This window comes from Acidovorax sp. 93 (assembly GCF_003633835.1).
GTDB lineage: Bacteria > Pseudomonadota > Gammaproteobacteria > Burkholderiales > Burkholderiaceae_C > Acidovorax > Acidovorax facilis.
Genome location: NZ_RBIT01000001.1, coordinates 1,444,236 through 1,460,259, shown reverse-complemented (window position 1 = coordinate 1,460,259; position 16,024 = coordinate 1,444,236). Strand labels below are relative to the sequence as shown.

Genomic DNA, 16,024 nt, shown 5'->3' with positions numbered 1-16,024 from the left:
GTTGGTGTCTACTATTTATTTGATAGCTGCCAGCGCTTGATGGGATTGCGCTAGCAGTAGATTTCTTGCAGCAGTCGATGCCGCAATACGTCCTGCGGCCACATCGGCCTGCATTTGCGGCAGCAGCTCGCGCACCTGGGGATGCTGACGGAACGCGAGCTTGAGGCCTGCGTCGATGCGCTCCCACATCCAGGACAGCGCCTGCTTCTCGCGCCGCGTGGCCAGGCGGCCGTTGGCGGTTTGCAGCTGGCGGAATTGCGTGACAGCGGCCCAGAAACTGTCTACGCCCTGCCCCAGCAGCGCGCTGATTTGCACTACTTTCGGGTGCCACAGCGTTTCGTCGTGGTGAGCGTTCTCTGGGTTGCCGTGTTGGCTGAGCAGGCGCAGGCTCGATGTGATCTGCGCCTCGGCCCGTGTTGCGGCGTTCTTGTCGATGTCGGCCTTGTTGATGACCACCAGGTCCGCTATCTCCATCACGCCCTTCTTGATGGCCTGCAGGTCGTCGCCCGCGTTGGGCAGCTGCATCAGCACAAACATGTCCGTCATGCCTGCCACCGCAATCTCGCTCTGGCCCACACCCACGGTCTCGACAATGACCACGTCGTAGCCTGCGGCCTCGCAGACCAGCATGGCCTCGCGGGTCTTCTCTGCCACCCCACCGAGCGTGCCGCTGCTGGGGCTGGGGCGGATGTAGGCCTTTTCGTGCACCGAGAGGTGTTCCATGCGCGTCTTGTCGCCCAGGATGGAGCCGCCCGAGACGGTGCTGGACGGATCGATGGTGAGCACGGCCACGCGGTGGCCCTGGCCAATGAGGTACAGGCCCAGGGCTTCGATGAAGGTGGATTTGCCTACGCCCGGCACGCCGCTGATGCCGAGGCGGAAGGCCTTGCCGGTGTGCGGGAGCAGCTGGGTCAGCAGCTCGTCGGCCTGGGCGCGATGGTCCACCCGCGTTGATTCGAGCAGCGTGATGGCTTTGGACATGGCCCTGCGTTGCACCGCCGCCGTGCACTGCACCACCCCATCAAGAAGCGCCGCAGGTGTCACGCCACCGCCTTGCGAATTTGCTCCAGCACATCCTTGGCGCTGGCGGGGATTGGTGTGCCGGGGCCGTACACGCCCTTCACGCCCGACTCGTACAAGAAGTCGTAGTCCTGCGCCGGGATCACACCACCCACAAACACGATGATGTCGTCCGCACCCTGGTCCTTGAGCGACTGGATGATGGCGGGCACCAGCGTCTTGTGGCCTGCAGCCAGCGTGCTCACGCCCACGGCGTGCACGTCGTTTTCGATGGCCTGGCGGGCACATTCCTCGGGGGTCTGGAAGAGCGGGCCCATGTCCACATCAAAGCCCAGGTCAGCAAAGGCGGTGGCCACCACCTTGGCGCCCCGGTCATGGCCGTCCTGGCCCAGCTTGGCGATCATCACGCGCGGGCGGCGGCCCTGTTCTTCGGCAAAGGCGTTGATTTCGGTCTTGAGTTTGTCCCAGCCTTCGGCCGAGTCATAGGCAGCTGCGTACACACCGGTCACCTTTTGCGTATCGGCGCGGTGGCGCCCAAAAACCTTCTCCAGCGCATCCGACACCTCGCCCACCGTGGCGCGCAGGCGCACGGCTTTGATCGACAGGTCCAGCAGGTTGCCTTCGCCGCTTTCTGCTGCAGAAGTGAGAGCATCCAAGGCTTGCTGGACAAGCGCAGAGTCGCGTTTTGACCGAATATTTTTGAGGCGTTCGATCTGCCCGTCGCGCACCTTCATGTTGTCGATCTGCAGGATATCGACCGGGTCTTCCTTGGCCAGCTTGTATTTGTTGACGCCGACAATGACGTCCTTGCCGCTGTCGATGCGTGCCTGCTTCTCCGCCGCAGCGGCTTCGATCTTGAGCTTGGCCCAGCCGCTGTCCACGGCCTGGGTCATACCACCCATGGCCTCGACCTCTTCGATGATCTTCCAGGCCGCGTCGGCCATGTCCTGGGTCAGCTTTTCCATCATGTAGCTGCCGGCCCAGGGGTCGATCACGTTGGTGATGTGGGTCTCTTCCTGGATGATCAGCTGCGTGTTGCGCGCAATGCGGGCGCTGAACTCGGTGGGCAGCGCAATGGCTTCGTCAAAGCTGTTGGTGTGCAGACTCTGCGTGCCCCCAAACACGGCGGCCATGGCCTCGATGGTGGTGCGCACCACGTTGTTGTAGGGGTCCTGTTCGGTCAGGCTCCAGCCCGAGGTCTGGCAGTGTGTGCGCAGCATCAGGCTCTTGGGGTTCTTGGCGCCCGTGGCTTTCATGATGCGGCACCACAGCAGGCGCGCGGCGCGCATCTTGGCGACTTCGAGGTAGAAATTCATGCCAATCGCCCAGAAGAAGCTCAGGCGCCCGGCGAATTCGTCCACGTCCATGCCCTTGGCGATGGCGGTCTTCACATACTCCTTGCCGTCGGCCAGGGTGAAGGCCAGTTCCAGCGCCTGGTTGGCCCCGGCTTCCTGCATGTGGTAGCCGCTGATCGAGATCGAGTTGAACTTCGGCATGTTCTTGGCCGTGTACTCGATGATGTCGCCAATGATCTTCATCGACGGCTTGGGCGGGTAGATGTAGGTGTTGCGCACCATGAACTCTTTCAGAATGTCGTTCTGAATGGTTCCAGAGAGCTTGTCTTGCGAGACGCCCTGCTCTTCTGCCGCCACCACATAGCCCGCCAGCACGGGCAACACCGCGCCGTTCATGGTCATCGATACGCTGACCTTGTCCAGCGGGATCTGGTCGAACAGTATCTTCATGTCTTCGACCGAATCGATTGCCACCCCGGCCTTGCCCACGTCGCCCGTCACGCGGGGGTGGTCGCTGTCGTAACCCCGGTGGGTGGCCAGGTCGAACGCCACACTCACGCCCTGCCCGCCCGCAGCCAGGGCCTTCCGGTAGAACGCATTGGATTCTTCGGCGGTCGAAAAACCTGCGTACTGGCGGATCGTCCAGGGCCGCACCGCATACATGGTGGCCTGGGGGCCGCGCAGATAGGGTTCAAAACCCGGCAGCGTGTTGGCGTACGGCAGGCTGGCCGTGTCTTCGGCGGTGTACAGCGGCTTGACGGTGATGCCATCGGGCGTGACCCAGTTGAGGGCGCTGACATCGCCCCCCGGCGCCGACTTGGCTGCGGCCTTGGCCCAGGCTTCCAGCGAAGACGCGGCGAACTCTGGGGCGTTGTTGGTGGGGTTGTCACTCATGGCAAAAGCTACTCCGAAGATGGCGTTGGGGCGTCCAACACAGCGCACAGGCGGTGACCGCACAGGTGCAGTGGTGTGGCGGCGAGTTTACATCATTCATAATTATTGATTCAAAATATTCCGCCCAGCTTACAATCCACCCCATGTCTGCCCTCACCCTCACTCCCCGCGCGCTCTACGAAGAAGTGGCCGAGCAATTGCGCCAGCGCATCTTCCGGCGCGAACTGGAGCCGGGCAGCTGGATTGACGAACTCAAGATTGCCGAAGAATTCGGCATCAGCCGCACCCCCCTGCGCGAGGCGTTGAAGGTGCTGGCCGCTGAAGGCCTGGTCACGATGAAGGTGCGCCGTGGCGCCTATGTGACGGAGATGAGCGAAAAAGACCTGCGCGACGTGTACCACCTGCTCAGCCTGCTGGAGAGCGATGCGGCAGGCGTGGTGGCCACCACCGCCACACCGGCTCAGCTGCAAACATTGCAGGATCTGCATGCCGAGCTGGAGGCAGCCTCCAATGAGCGTGAGCGCTTTTTTGCAGTCAACGAGCGCTTTCACATGCTGCTGCTGGAGCTGGCCGACAACCGATGGCGCAGCCAGATGGTGGCCGACCTGCGCAAGGTGATGAAGCTCAACCGCCACAACTCGCTGCTCAAGCAGGGGCGGATTGAGGATTCACTGAAAGAGCACCGCGCCATCCTCGGCGCGATGATGGCGCGCGATGCCAAGGCGACGGTGAAGGCGATGCAGGCGCATTTTGCGCAGGGGCTGGAAGCGGCGACCTGAGAGACGACCTGCGGCAATACGGCCTGCGAGCGATTCACCAGCGAGTGCATCTGGTCTGTTCGGGCTTTCGCCGCGCTATTGCAGCGCATCATCATTTCGTAAATCGGAATGCACCATTTGCAACACAACAGCGTGTTGCAGCGCCAGATCCCGCTGGTTCGCTCGCTATCATTCCCCGGGTTTACACCAAGGCCACGGCGCATCCCGCGCCTGACGACTTCCCCGCAGAGCCTGCATGACCCCCTCCCCCGCCGATATCGCCAGCGTCTGCACGCTGCCCCAGCTTCTCGCCTACCGCGCTGCGCGCACCCCCAACGCCGAGGCGTACCGAGCCTTCGACACCAGCTCCCAAGCCTGGACGAGCTTGACCTGGGCTGAGACAGCCCAACGCGTGGGCACATGGGCCCAGGCCCTGGCGGCCATGCAACTGCCCGCAGCGGCGCGCATCGCCATCCTGCTGCCCAACGGCCTGAACGCGATGTGCGCGGACCAGGCAACCTTGGCCACCGGCTCCGTTCCCGTGCCGCTGCACGCCATCGACAACCCCGGCAGCATTGCCTACATCCTGGCCGACTGCGAGGCGTCGATGCTCTTTGTGAGCCATGTGGAGCAGTGGGAAAAAATTCAGGCCGTCGGCACGCCATTTCCGGCCCTGCGTGCAGTGGTCATCACAAATGACGGCGCCTCGCTCACCGCAATACCTGCGTCTGGGGGCGGCCCTGCGGTCGGTTCGCTGGCGCAATGGCTGGCTGGTGCGACACATGCGGGCAGCGCAACCGTTCCCAAAGCCCCGGAGGCAGACGACCTGGCGGCCATCGTCTACACCTCTGGCACCACGGGCAGGCCCAAGGGCGTGATGCTGACGCACCACAACGTGGTCAGCGACGTGAAAGCCGTGCTGGAGCGCATTGCGCCCACTGCGGAGGACGTATTCCTGTCGTTCCTGCCGCTGTCGCACACCTTCGAGCGCACGGGCGGGTACTACCTGCCGATTGCGGCGGGCAGCTGCGTGGCCTATGCGCGCTCGGTGCCCCAACTGGCCGAAGACCTGAAGACGGTGCGCCCCACGGTGCTGGTGTCGGTGCCGCGCATCTACGAGCGCATCCACGCCAAGCTGCTCGAAAAGTTGTCACCCACGCCCTGGAAGATGCAGCTGTATGAAGCCGCGCAGAACAAGGGCTGGGCGCGGTTTTGCGCCGCCCAAGGCTTGCCCACGCCGACTCCCGACGCCAACAGCCAGGCCGCAGGCTGGATGGCTGCCCTGCCCTGGCCGGTGCTGCAGGCCCTGGTGGCAAAGCCGCTACTGGCCCAATTTGGCGGCCGTGTGCGCGTGGCGGTGAGTGGCGGCGCACCGCTGTCGCCCACCATTGCGAAGTGTTTTCTGGGCCTGGGGCTGCCGCTGATCCAGGGCTACGGCATGACCGAGACCGCACCGGTGGTGTCGGTCAACGCACTGGACGACAACGACCCCGCCTGCGTAGGCAAGGCATTACCCGGTGTGGAAGTGCGCATTGGCGAGAACCGCGAGCTGCAAGTGCGCGGCCCCATCGTGATGAAGGGCTATTGGAAGCGCCCCGAAGACACGGCCAAGATATTGAGCGCCGACGGCTGGCTGGGCACGGGCGACCAGGCCGAGATCGTGAACGGCCGCATTTACATCAAGGGCCGCATCAAGGAAATCATCGTCACCTCCACCGGCGAAAAGATCCCACCGGGCGACCTGGAGCTGGCCTTGCTGGCCGACCCTTTGTTGGAGCAGGCCTTTGTAGTGGGCGAAAACCGCCCCTTCATCGCCTGCGTGGCCGTGCTCAAGCGTGATGAATGGCAGCGGCTGGCGGGCGATCTGGGTCTTTCGGCCCAAGACGCCGACAGCCTGAACCACCCCAGCGTGCACCGCGCCGTGCTGGCCCGCATCGAAAAGAACACCGCCAGCTTTGCCCGATACGCCGTGCCGCGTGCGGTGCACCTGACGCTGGAGCCCTGGACCATTGAAAACACCTTCATGACGCCCACGCTCAAGCTCAAGCGCAACAACCTGATGGCGCACTTTGCCGAGGCGATTGAGGGGATGTATCAGAAGCCGGGGCGCTAAGCCCAGGCTTTCTCAAAGCACCAACTCGCCCTCCCCTGCGTAAGCCACCCCAAACCGGTTCGCCAGAAAATCCGCCAGCAACACGGATTCCTGGCCCACGAAGCCGCGCTGCGGCAAGCGTCCCTGGGCCACCAGATCCAGCGCCGTGCAGATGCCCGCCGCCGTGGTGAGCTGAATAGCGCTCAGCGTGTGCCCCGCCACCTGGGTGCCGATGATGCGGGCGGAGTACGAGTCCTGCACCAGCCGACCGCCCTTCATGCCGGATGCGGTGGCAAACACCACAATCACATCCTGGTCGGTGGTGGGAATGGCCGTCTCCAGAATGTCCTTGAGCAGATCGCGCCGGTCACGCAGGCGCAGGTCGTTGAGCAGCAGCTTCAGGATGGCGTTGTGGCCGGGGTAGCGGATGGACTGGTAGTCCACCTGGCGCGCCTTGCCTGCCAGCGTCTCGGTCAATGTGCCCAGCCCACCCGAGGTGTTGAACGCCTCGTATTCCACACCGTCGAGCGCGAAGGTTTCCAGCCCCTCCAGCGCGGGCACTGTGGTGCGCACTCCGTCCACAATGGCCTCGCAGGGGTTGCAGTATTCGTTGATGAGCCCTTCGGTGCTCCAGGTCAGGTTGTAGCGCAGGGCGCCCTGGGGGTAGCGCGGAAGCGCGCCCACGCGCATGCGCAACGTGTGCAGGGTGTCAAAACGGCGCGCCAAATCGTTGCCCACGATGCCGATGAAACCCGGGGCCAGGCCACATTGGGGCATGAGCACGCTGCGGGCGTTGGCCGCCAGTGCCCGGATGGCCTGGGTGCTTGCCACGTCTTCGGTCAGGTCAAAGTAGTGCACTCCGGCTGCGGCACAAAGCGTCGCCACCGGCACGGCGCGGTGAAACGGCAGCGCGTTCAGCACGGCAAAACGGCCGTCGATGGAGGTCTGCAGGCTTGCGTCGTCTGTCGCCAACTGGGTCGAGACGCCTAGCGCAGCGATCTCGGCCAGGCGCGCCGGGTCGCGGTCCACCACCAGGATGTCGTAGTCGCCGGCCTGCTGCAGCAGCAGCGCCATGGCAAAGCCGATGTGGCCCGCGCCCAGGATGGTGATGGCGCGGTGGGTGGCGGTGTAGGTGTTGGAAAGGGTGGTCATGGCGGCACTCCCGGTGGTGGTCACTGCGTGAAGCAGTGAGCGGTGTTGAAGATGCCTTGATGCTAGGCAAGGGTGCTGTCAATGTGTAGCGCTAATAACGTCGAAAAACGCTCTTTGTTTTGCCATAACGGCGAATATGATGGACGTTATGACTTTTTGGGTAGGAGCCCATGACACAACCCCTGGACGACACCGACCGCCAGCTGCTAAGCCTGCTGCAGGCCAATGCCCGCGAGGGCACGGCCACGCTGGCACGCAAGCTGGGGCTGGCCCGCACCACCGTGGTGGCGCGCATCGCGCGGCTGGAGCGCTCGGGGGTGGTCGCGGGTTACGGGGTGCGGCTGGGCACCCGGCTCGATGCCACCACCGTGCGGGCCTGGTGCAGCATCAGCGTGCTGCCCAAAACCGCGCCCACCGTGCTGCGCGCGCTGGAGGCCATGGCCGAGGTCGAAGAAGTGTCGGCTGTGAGCGGGCCGTTTGACTACCTTGTGTACTTGCGCTGCACCAGCCATGAGCAGCTCGACACCCTGCTCGACAAGGTGGGCCAACTGGACGGCGTGCACCAGACGCAGACCAGCATCGTGCTCAGCCGCAAGATTGATCGCCGCAGTGTGGGGGCGTGAGCACCATTAACGCCCGCATTCACTTCATTTTTGATAGCTGCTTGCGCTTTATAGATAAGCGACAGAGCCAAATTTCACCAAAATTCAATGACCTGCATCAGGTCTCGAATTGCTTCGGATTCTTCCCCTGGATCGGCGCATAAAACGCCTTGATGCGCGCCATGTCGCTGTCCAGGTCACCCGTGGGCTCGAACACCGGGCCCAGGCCGCCCACCTTGCGACCATAGTCCACAAACGCGAGCACGATGGGCACACCCGCTTGCTGGGCGATGAAGTAAAAGCCTGTCTTCCAGTGCCGCGTCTTGCCGCGGGTGCCTTCGGGCGGCACGATGAGCTGCATGGGGCCATCGGCCTCCCGCATCGCCTGGGCCGACGTGGCGACCAGGTTGCCGGACTGCTCCCGGTTCACCGGAATGCCGCCCAGCCAGCGCATCACGCCACCAAACGGCGCCTTAAACAGGCTGTGTTTGCCCATCCAGTACACCCGCAGGCGGAGCGAGAACGCCAACATCAGCGTGTAAGGCAAGTCCCAGTTGCTGGTGTGGGGCGCTGCAATCAGCACACTTTTGGCGGCGTGGGTGGGCAAAGCGCCTTCAATCTTCCAGCCGGTAATGCGCAGCGTAAAGCGGGAAAAGGCGCGCAGGAGCGTGTTGACAACCGGGGTGTCAAAAATGGTGTGGTGCATGAGGGGGGAGGCAGAAAACAGGCAGCGGCGGTCGTGCCACCGTCAATCGCAAGCGCCGGGAGTATCGCCGATAGCCCCTATGCCCAGTTTTGAGGCAGGGCAACCTGCCCGCGGAGAAGCTCCGTTGGCGGCATTGTCAACAATCTTCTCCCGGCCTCACTTTGGTCAAAAAGATCTGGCATTTCGAAGGCGCTTGACCAGAATGACTGGCGTGGCTCTTCTTCCCCGGAGCCGCCCCACCACGCCACGCTACGCCCTGGACCATGCTGCAAGCCACCCGCAACGACGACACCACCTACCGCGACCGCAAGCGGTATGCGTGGCTGTTGTCGCTGGTGGTGCCCTGCACCGTGGCCGTGGGCCCAGCGCTCATGCGCTGGACTGGCGAGGCGCTGGCGCTGTGGACGCCGGTGGCGTTTTTCTACCTGGTGGCGCCGTTGCTGGACTGGCTGCTGGGCGTGGACCAGAGCAACCCACCCGAATCCGCCGTGCCGGCGCTGGAGCGAGACCGCTACTACCGCCGCATCACCTACCTGCTGGTGCCGGTGCTGTGGGCGGCTTTTATCTTCAGCACCTGGTTTGTGGCCACGCAGACGTTGCCCTGGCATGGTGTTCTGGCCATGGTGTTGACCACGGGCACGGTGGGCGGCTTCTGCATCAACCTGGGGCATGAGCTGGGCCATAAAAACTCCAAGCTCGAACGCTGGCTGGCCAAGTTGGTACTGGCACCCACGGCCTACGGGCACTTCTTCATCGAACACAACCGGGGCCACCACCGCGACGTGGCGACCCCGGCCGACCCGGCGTCGTCGCGCATGGGCGAGTCGATCTACCGCTTCGCGCTGCGCGAAATGCCCGGAGCCCTGCGCCGGGCCTGGGCGCTGGAGAAAGACCGGCTGGCGCGCCAGCAACAACCGCAGTTTTCCTGGCACAACGAAATCCTGCAGCCCGCGCTGATTACCCTGCTGCTATGGACCGCCCTGGCCCTGTGGCTGGGCCTTTTCGTGCTGCCGTTTCTGGTAGTGGCCTCGTTCTGGGCCAACTTTCAGCTCACCTCGGCCAACTACGTAGAGCACTACGGCCTGCTGCGCACGCAAGACGCCAGCGGCCGCTACGAGCCCTGCCAGCCACACCACTCGTGGAACAGCAACCACCTGTTCTCCAACTGGGCGCTGTTTCACCTGCAACGGCATTCCGACCACCACGCGCATCCGCTGCGGCGCTACCAGTCGCTGCGGCATTTCGACCATGTGCCGCAGCTACCGATTGGCTACTTCGGCATGTTCACCCTGGCCTACGTGCCGCCCCTGTGGCGCCGCGTGATGGACCCACGCCTGCTGGCCATGGCGGGGCGCGATGCAACCCACATCAACATCGACCCGCGCCAACGCGCCCAGGTGGTGCGCCGCTATGGGCTGCGCGAAGGGGCGCAGCCGGCGGGCTAGCACGCCCAAGGGCGCAACCGCACAGCGTTTTGTTGCAAGCCATTCGAAAGCTCTGTTTTTGATAGCAATTAGCGCTTGCTAGATAAGCGCTAGCACCCATTTCTATTCAAAACCACACGCTGGTGCTGGCCGCGAGGTCGGTGGGATAATCGCGGCTTTCCAGTTGCAGCCCTGCGGGCGCCTTCATCCCCACAGGCGCACCCCACGCAACCCCTACCCTCCCCGCTTTTCTAGTTTGCCTGTGGAAACCACCCTGAGCCCCTGGCGCATGTCCGTCGCCCCGATGATGGACTGGACCGACCGCCACTGCCGTTACTTTCACCGGCTGCTGACCCGCCAGACCCTGCTGTACACCGAAATGGTGAACGCGGGCGCCATCATCCATGGCGGCACCGAGCGGCACCTGCGCTTCAACGCCGAAGAGCACCCTGTGGCCCTGCAATTGGGCGGCAACGAGCCCGACAAGCTGGCCGAGGCTGCGCGCCTGGGCGCGCAATGGGGCTACGGCGAAATCAACCTCAACTGCGGCTGCCCCAGCGACCGGGTGCAGCGCGGCGCATTTGGCGCCAGTCTGATGAAGTCGCCTCAGCTGGTGGCCGACTGCGTGAAGGCCATGAAGGACGTGGTCAGCGTGCCCGTCACCGTCAAGCACCGCATCGGCATCGACAAGGTGGAGGACTACGGTTTTGTGCGCGACTTCATCGGCACCGTGGCCGACGCCGGGTGCACCGTGTTCATCGTGCATGCGCGCAACGCCTGGCTGCAAGGCCTCTCCCCCAAGGAAAACCGCGATGTCCCGCCCCTGCGCTACGAAGTGGTGCACCGGCTCAAGGCAGAGTTTCCGCAGTTCACCATCGCCATCAACGGCGGCATCACCACCGATGCGGTGGTGCAAGAGCAGCTCACGCACCTGGACGGCGTGATGATCGGTCGCGAGGCCTACCACAACCCCTGGTGGCTGGCCCGCTGGGACCATCTCTACTACGGCGAACAAGGTGGTATGCCCTGCCCCCTGACGCGCGAAGAGGTCGAAATCAAGATGGTCGAGTACATGGAGCGCGAGGCTGCCCAGTACGGCACCCCCTGGCCCCACATCGCCCGCCACATGCTGGGCCTGCGCCACAGCCTGCCCGGTGCCCGCATCTGGCGCCAGGTGTGGAGCAACCATCTGCTCAAGGACCGCCCTGCGCGCGAGGTGCATGCGCTGGCGATGCAGGCGTATGCCAACGCGCCTGAATCTTCTGCAGACCCAGCAGCCCAGGCCCTGGCTGCCTGACGCCGCGCAGCGGGGTGATGGCTTGCGGGCAGAACCAAAGCGTGTGCAAGTGCGCGTAAAAACCCAAGCCACCGCGCCCGTCGCCTTGCGCGCACCCGTGGCAGCGGATGCAGAGCGCTTTGTCACTTTGGCCCAGCGTAGCCAGGCCCTGCATACACCCTGGACCTCGGCGCCATCGACCCCCGAGTCGTTTGCAGCCTATCTGGTGCAGCTGGACACGCCTGCGAACCAGGGTTTTCTGGTGTGCCGGCCGCCCAAAGCGGGCGAAGGCGAACAGATCGCGGGCGTCTTCAATCTCTCACAGATCGTGATGGGCAACTTTCGCAGCGCTTACCTGGGCTACTACGTCTTCGCCGGTTACGAGCGCCAGGGCCTGATGCGTGCGGGCATGCAACAGCTGCTGCGCCACGCCTTTGGGCCACTGAAGCTGCACCGGCTGGAGGCGAACATCCAGCCCGGCAACGCAGCGTCCATTGCGCTGGTGCGGGCTTGTGGCTTCCGGCAAGAAGGCTTTTCGCCCCGCTACCTCAAGATCAATGGCCGCTGGCGGGACCATGAACGCTGGGCGTTCGTGGCCCATTGAGCCACCTTCGGCTCCTGATCGGGCTGCGCAGCACTTTCCCCAAGCGCGCAGCGCATCATTGCGGTGAAGTCAGCCTACCCAGCCACGCCGCCAGCGGCTCCGGCCGCCCGAACAGGTAGCCCTGCAGGCAGTCACACTGGCTCGCCACCAGAAAATCTGCTTGTGCACGGGTTTCCACCCCCTCGGCCACCACGCGCAGGTTCAGGTGGCTGGCGACCGAGATGATGGACTGCACGATGGCGGTGTCGCTGGGGTCGTCAGGGGTGTCGTCCACAAAACTTTTGTCGATCTTGAGCTCATACAGCGGCAGCCGCTTGAGGTAGGCCAGGCTCGAATATCCGGTGCCGAAGTCGTCGATGGAAAAGCGCACGCCCAGGCCCACGATTTCGGTCATGCGGGCGATGGTGTCGTCCAGGTCTTCGATGAGCAGGCTCTCGGTCACTTCGAGGATCAGGTTGGCTGGATGGGCGCCGGTGTGGGCCAGCATGTGGCGCACGCGCTCGACAAAGTCGTCCTGGCGGAACTGCCGCTCGCTCACGTTGACCGACAGCGACAGCTCGCGCCCCGCAGCCTGCAGGCGCGCCAGGGTTTCGCAGGCCTGCTGGATCATCCAGTCGCCCATGCGCAGGATGAGGCCCGAGGCCTCGGCGATGGGGATGAAGCGGCCGGGCGGCACGTTGCCGCGCACGGGGTGGTCCCAGCGCATCAGCAGCTCGCCGCCCACCACGGTGCCGGATGCGTCCACCTGGCTCTGCACGAATGCAGCCAGCTGGCCCAGAGCGTGGGCTTTCTTCAGGTCCTGCTCCAGCGCCAGGCGTTCCTGCACATCAGCCTGCATGGCCGCCTCATAAAAGCGAATGCGGTTGCGGCCCAGGTCCTTGGCGCGGTACATGGCGGTGTCGGCCTCGCGCAGCAGATCTTCCACGCCTTCGCCGCGCTTGGGGAACAGCGTAATGCCGATGCTGCCCGTGGTGCTGTAGAGGTGCGTGTCGATGGTGTATGGCGCCTCCAGGGCAGTGCGGATTTCTTCGGCCACCAGCAGGGCCTGGCGCCCGGCGGCCTCCATGTCGGTCGCCACGTTGTGCGCCAGCACCACAAACTCGTCCCCGCCCAGGCGGGCCACGGTGTCGCCGGGGCGCAGCTGCTGCGTGAGGCGCTGCGCCACCTGCATGAGCAGCGTGTCACCCAGCGTGTGCCCCCGCGCGTCGTTGATCTGCTTGAAGTTGTCGAGGTCGATGTACAGCACGGCGCCCACCTGCGCCGTTTGCTGGGCGCTGCGCAAGGCGTGCTCCATGCGGTCCAGGAGCATGCGCCGGTTGGGCAGGCCGGTGAGCGCGTCGAAATAGGCCAGCTGGTGCGTGCGCGCCTCGGCCTGCTTGCGCTCGGTGATGTCGCGCGAGAGCGCGATGAATCGGGGTTCATCGCCCGGCGCAGCCCTTTCCTTGCGGGCAATGGACAGCTCAAACCAGTGCGTAGCGCCCTGGAGTTCCAGGCGGTACTGGTGGCCCGCCGAATAGCCCGTGCGGTGCGCGGCCTCCAGCGCTGCATGGCAGCCTGCGGCGGCCTCGGGCGGGACCACGTCGCGCAGCAAGCGACCCAGAAACATCTCGGGCGGCACGGCCAGTGCTTCGGACCGCGCCGACCGGTAGTGGTAGATGCAGCCATCCAGCCCCACCTCGAACAACAGGTCGGGGATGGCGTTGAGCGTGCTCTCCAGGTCATCGCGCGTGGCGCGCAGCTCCGCCGTCATGTCGCGTGCCAGTGCCACGGCCCGCTCGCGCCCCGTGGCCAAGAGCCAGGTGAACCAGGCGAGCAACAGGCTCAGCACCGTACCCATCAGGGCCACAGGGTGGTGCCCCTCATCCTGAAAACGCGCCGCAAACGCAGGCAGTGGCGACATTTGCAACACCCAGCGGCGGCCACCCAGTTCCAGCACACGCCGTGCCTGCAGACCCGACGGGACATCTCCTTGCACAGCGGCCTGGTGCACAACGTTGCTAAATAGCAGGGTTTGAGCACCTGCGCTGGTGTCGTCGGTGATCCGAAAGCCGATGTCGGCATCAAACTCGCGCGACATGCCGTGGATCACGTCTTCCAGGAGGAACGGCGCAGACACCCAGCCGGCAAGGCCTGCACGCCGACCATGCACTGCGCGTGTATCGACGCCGGCGCCGTACAGCGGCATGTACATGACCAGCCCCGGGCTGCTGTTTTGCAGAAGCGTCAACTGGCCGGACAAAGCGAGCTCTCCGGTGTCACGGGCCCGGTCCAGTGCTTCCTTTGCTGGGGGAAGTGTCAGCACATCGAATCCCAGCGCCTTGAGGTTGTTGCCCTCCAAGGGCTCGATGTGGGTGATGGGCGCCAGCACCTCGCGCGCACCTTCGGGGCGCACGGTGTACTGGGCAAAACCGCGCTGGCGCATGTCATCCAGGTGTGCCGCCAGCGCCGAAGCGGGTAGCTGCATGACGAGCGAAACCCCCTGCAGGCCAGGGCGCGTTTCACGCAGCTGGAGCGCCCCCACATAGGCCTGAAACTCGGCCCGATCGATGCGCTCGGACCCTTCAAAATACCCCTTGACTCCGCGAAGCACCACCTCGTAGGTGGCCATCCGGTCCTTGAGGTTGTAGGCGATCTGGTCGGCCGCGACCTGAAAGTTCTGCTCCTGCTTGGCGCGGGCACCGCTCTCGGCGCTCTGCCAGTACAAGAACGTCAGCCCCAGGGTCAGCAGCCCCACCAGAGGTGGCAGCACGACGGGAACCCACCGGTGGCTGGTGGTCCCCTTCCCTCCTCCAGAGGAAGGCGCCAAGGGTGTGGACCCAGCGGCTGCATCGACGATCCCTGCCGGAGAATGTTGGGTCATTGCGTTCTGGGTGATATACCCGCCACGGTCGGCAAAAGCCACCGCCGTGGCGATCTGCACCATTATGGGCATCTGTCCGGCACAAGAAAGCTGTATTTGCGCAAACACTTTGCACACAGGGCAACGCCGGGCGGGCATTGTTGGATATGCTTCCTGCGCACCCTCCTCAACACCGCACCAGGGGCCTGAGCACGCCCCCACCCACCACCCTCGCACACCAAAGAACCAGCATGCCATCGCTTGATTTCGACCTGGAGGAATCCCATTTCCGCGCGTTCTACGCAGAGCAATCCGCTGCGCTGGAAACCGCCTGCGCCGCCTTCACCGCCATGGTGGCCGCCGTGGTCACGCAGTCGGGTGGGGTAGAGATCGCCAAGGTGGACGGCCGCGTCAAGGATGTGGATGAATGCATCCGCAAGTTCGTGCGCAAATACCGCCCGGCGCTGGAGGAAAACAACACGCCCTATGAGATCCAGCACTACATCACCGACCTGGTCGGCGTGCGTGTGGTGTGCCTGTACGAGGACGAGCTGGAGAAAATTGCGGCCATCGTGCGCGGGCACTTTGCCGTGATCGATGTCACCGACAAGGTGACGGCGGTGGAAAGCACCGAGGCCTCATTTGGCTACAAAGGCCTGCATCTGGACCTCAAGCTCAGCCATGCCGAACGCACGCAGCCTGAGCATGCAGCCTATGCCCACCTGCCGTTCGAGCTGCAGGTGCGCACCATCATCCAGGACTCCTGGAGCGTTCTGGACCACCGGATCAAGTACAAGAAATCGATCCCAGGCGAACTCAAGCGCCGCATCAATGTGCTGTCAGCCCTGTTCGAGCTGGCCGACCGCGAGTTCCGCCAGATCCGCGACGCCACGGCCGCCGAACTGCTGCAAGCCCCCGACGAAACCGCCGAGCCGCTGCCCGACCCTGCCACCGCCGACAACCCGCAGGCCCCCAACAAGGCCCAAGCCCCCAGCAGCGAGCTCAACGCGTTCACCTTCCTCAAGATTGCAACGCACTTCTTCAAGGACTTCGAGTTCGAGCCTTCCAAGGTAGACGGTTTTGTGGACGACATTCAGGCGTGGTCCCGGGGCATGACGCGGGCCCGCTTCAATGCGCTGATGCGCGAGACCGTGGGCGTGGTCAAGCGCTACAAGCAGCACTTCGAAGAACAAAACCCTCAGGCCAGCTTCAATCCGTATACCGTGATCCGGCATTGCCTGTACCTGAGTAACAAGACCGCGTTCCGCCCCGCCCTGCGCAACTCGGCCCGGGAGTCGTTCGAGGCGTGGTTGCAGGAGCAGGCTGAGCCAAAGCCGCAATAATTTGAGAAAAATGGCCCCT

At 64.3% G+C, this 16,024-nt stretch carries 12 protein-coding genes; 7 read left to right on the top strand and 5 right to left on the bottom strand.

What is annotated here, in order from left to right; translation table 11 throughout:
- Positions 1-15: 15 nt before the first annotated feature.
- Positions 16-1,044, bottom strand: a complete 1,029-nt coding sequence (meaB, locus tag C8C93_RS06555) for a methylmalonyl Co-A mutase-associated GTPase MeaB (RefSeq protein ID WP_121506321.1) — start codon at positions 1,042-1,044, stop codon at positions 16-18.
- On the bottom strand, positions 1,041-3,209 hold the full coding sequence (gene scpA, locus C8C93_RS06550) for a methylmalonyl-CoA mutase (RefSeq protein WP_121506320.1): 2,169 nt from the start codon (positions 3,207-3,209) through the stop codon (positions 1,041-1,043). The genes meaB and scpA overlap by 4 nt, the downstream gene beginning before the upstream one ends.
- 143 nt (positions 3,210-3,352) lie before the next feature.
- Here scpA and C8C93_RS06545 point away from each other — a divergent pair, with 143 nt between their 5' ends.
- Together C8C93_RS06545 and C8C93_RS06540 are read left to right on the top strand one after the other, a co-directional pair.
- Positions 3,353-3,988, top strand: coding sequence for a GntR family transcriptional regulator (locus C8C93_RS06545; protein ID WP_121506319.1), 636 nt, complete (start codon positions 3,353-3,355; stop codon positions 3,986-3,988).
- A gap of 235 nt (positions 3,989-4,223) precedes the next feature.
- Positions 4,224-6,080 (top strand): long-chain fatty acid--CoA ligase, encoded by a 1,857-nt coding sequence (locus tag C8C93_RS06540; RefSeq protein WP_121506318.1) that lies wholly within the window; start codon positions 4,224-4,226, stop codon positions 6,078-6,080.
- A 12-nt stretch (positions 6,081-6,092) separates the two neighbouring features.
- Here C8C93_RS06540 and C8C93_RS06535 read toward each other — a convergent pair whose 3' ends face one another.
- Entirely contained in the window at positions 6,093-7,211 is a 1,119-nt protein-coding gene (locus C8C93_RS06535) for a saccharopine dehydrogenase family protein (RefSeq protein ID WP_121508674.1), read from the bottom strand.
- 170 nt (positions 7,212-7,381) lie between these two features.
- Between C8C93_RS06535 and C8C93_RS06530 the strand changes: the two genes are divergently transcribed.
- Complete coding sequence (locus C8C93_RS06530; protein ID WP_121506317.1) at positions 7,382-7,834, top strand: Lrp/AsnC family transcriptional regulator; 453 nt, start codon at positions 7,382-7,384, stop codon at positions 7,832-7,834.
- A gap of 97 nt (positions 7,835-7,931) precedes the next feature.
- Here C8C93_RS06530 and C8C93_RS06525 read toward each other — a convergent pair whose 3' ends face one another.
- A complete protein-coding gene (locus tag C8C93_RS06525) occupies positions 7,932-8,519 on the bottom strand; it encodes a lysophospholipid acyltransferase family protein (RefSeq protein ID WP_121420213.1) in 588 nt (195 codons plus the stop codon).
- 263 nt (positions 8,520-8,782) lie between these two features.
- On the opposite strand from C8C93_RS06525, the gene C8C93_RS06520 reads away from it, so the two are divergent.
- The 3 genes from C8C93_RS06520 to C8C93_RS06510 all read left to right on the top strand — a co-directional run bounded on the left by C8C93_RS06520 (position 8,783) and on the right by C8C93_RS06510 (position 11,823).
- A complete protein-coding gene (locus tag C8C93_RS06520; protein WP_121506316.1) occupies positions 8,783-9,964 on the top strand; it encodes an alkane 1-monooxygenase in 1,182 nt (393 codons plus the stop codon).
- 268 nt (positions 9,965-10,232) lie between these two features.
- Positions 10,233-11,240 (top strand): tRNA dihydrouridine(20/20a) synthase DusA, encoded by a 1,008-nt coding sequence (dusA, locus tag C8C93_RS06515; RefSeq protein ID WP_233559249.1) that lies wholly within the window; start codon positions 10,233-10,235, stop codon positions 11,238-11,240.
- 49 nt (positions 11,241-11,289) lie between these two features.
- Positions 11,290-11,823: a GNAT family N-acetyltransferase gene (locus C8C93_RS06510; RefSeq protein ID WP_233559248.1), complete on the top strand. Its 534-nt coding sequence runs from the start codon at positions 11,290-11,292 to the stop codon at positions 11,821-11,823.
- 55 nt (positions 11,824-11,878) lie between these two features.
- Here the strand turns inward: C8C93_RS06510 and C8C93_RS25610 are convergent, their stop codons facing one another.
- Positions 11,879-14,572, bottom strand: a complete 2,694-nt coding sequence (locus C8C93_RS25610) for an EAL domain-containing protein (protein ID WP_305000487.1) — start codon at positions 14,570-14,572, stop codon at positions 11,879-11,881.
- A 341-nt stretch (positions 14,573-14,913) separates the two neighbouring features.
- On the opposite strand from C8C93_RS25610, the gene C8C93_RS06500 reads away from it, so the two are divergent.
- Positions 14,914-16,005, top strand: a complete 1,092-nt coding sequence (locus tag C8C93_RS06500; protein WP_121506313.1) for a GTP pyrophosphokinase family protein — start codon at positions 14,914-14,916, stop codon at positions 16,003-16,005.
- The last annotated feature ends 19 nt before the right edge of the window (positions 16,006-16,024 follow it).

What these genes read in the sequence shown, in the direction of transcription:
- dusA (WP_233559249.1), top strand. Translation starts at nt 10,233, where the DNA reads ATGTCCGTCGCCCCGATGATGGACTGGACCGACCGCCACTGCCGTTAC.
- C8C93_RS06535 (WP_121508674.1), bottom strand. Translation starts at nt 7,211, where the DNA reads ATGACCACCCTTTCCAACACCTACACCGCCACCCACCGCGCCATCACC.
- scpA (WP_121506320.1), bottom strand. Translation starts at nt 3,209, where the DNA reads ATGAGTGACAACCCCACCAACAACGCCCCAGAGTTCGCCGCGTCTTCG.
- C8C93_RS06545 (WP_121506319.1), top strand. Translation starts at nt 3,353, where the DNA reads ATGTCTGCCCTCACCCTCACTCCCCGCGCGCTCTACGAAGAAGTGGCC.
- C8C93_RS06500 (WP_121506313.1), top strand. Translation starts at nt 14,914, where the DNA reads ATGCCATCGCTTGATTTCGACCTGGAGGAATCCCATTTCCGCGCGTTC.
- C8C93_RS06520 (WP_121506316.1), top strand. Translation starts at nt 8,783, where the DNA reads ATGCTGCAAGCCACCCGCAACGACGACACCACCTACCGCGACCGCAAG.
- C8C93_RS06530 (WP_121506317.1), top strand. Translation starts at nt 7,382, where the DNA reads ATGACACAACCCCTGGACGACACCGACCGCCAGCTGCTAAGCCTGCTG.
- C8C93_RS06525 (WP_121420213.1), bottom strand. Translation starts at nt 8,519, where the DNA reads ATGCACCACACCATTTTTGACACCCCGGTTGTCAACACGCTCCTGCGC.
- C8C93_RS06540 (WP_121506318.1), top strand. Translation starts at nt 4,224, where the DNA reads ATGACCCCCTCCCCCGCCGATATCGCCAGCGTCTGCACGCTGCCCCAG.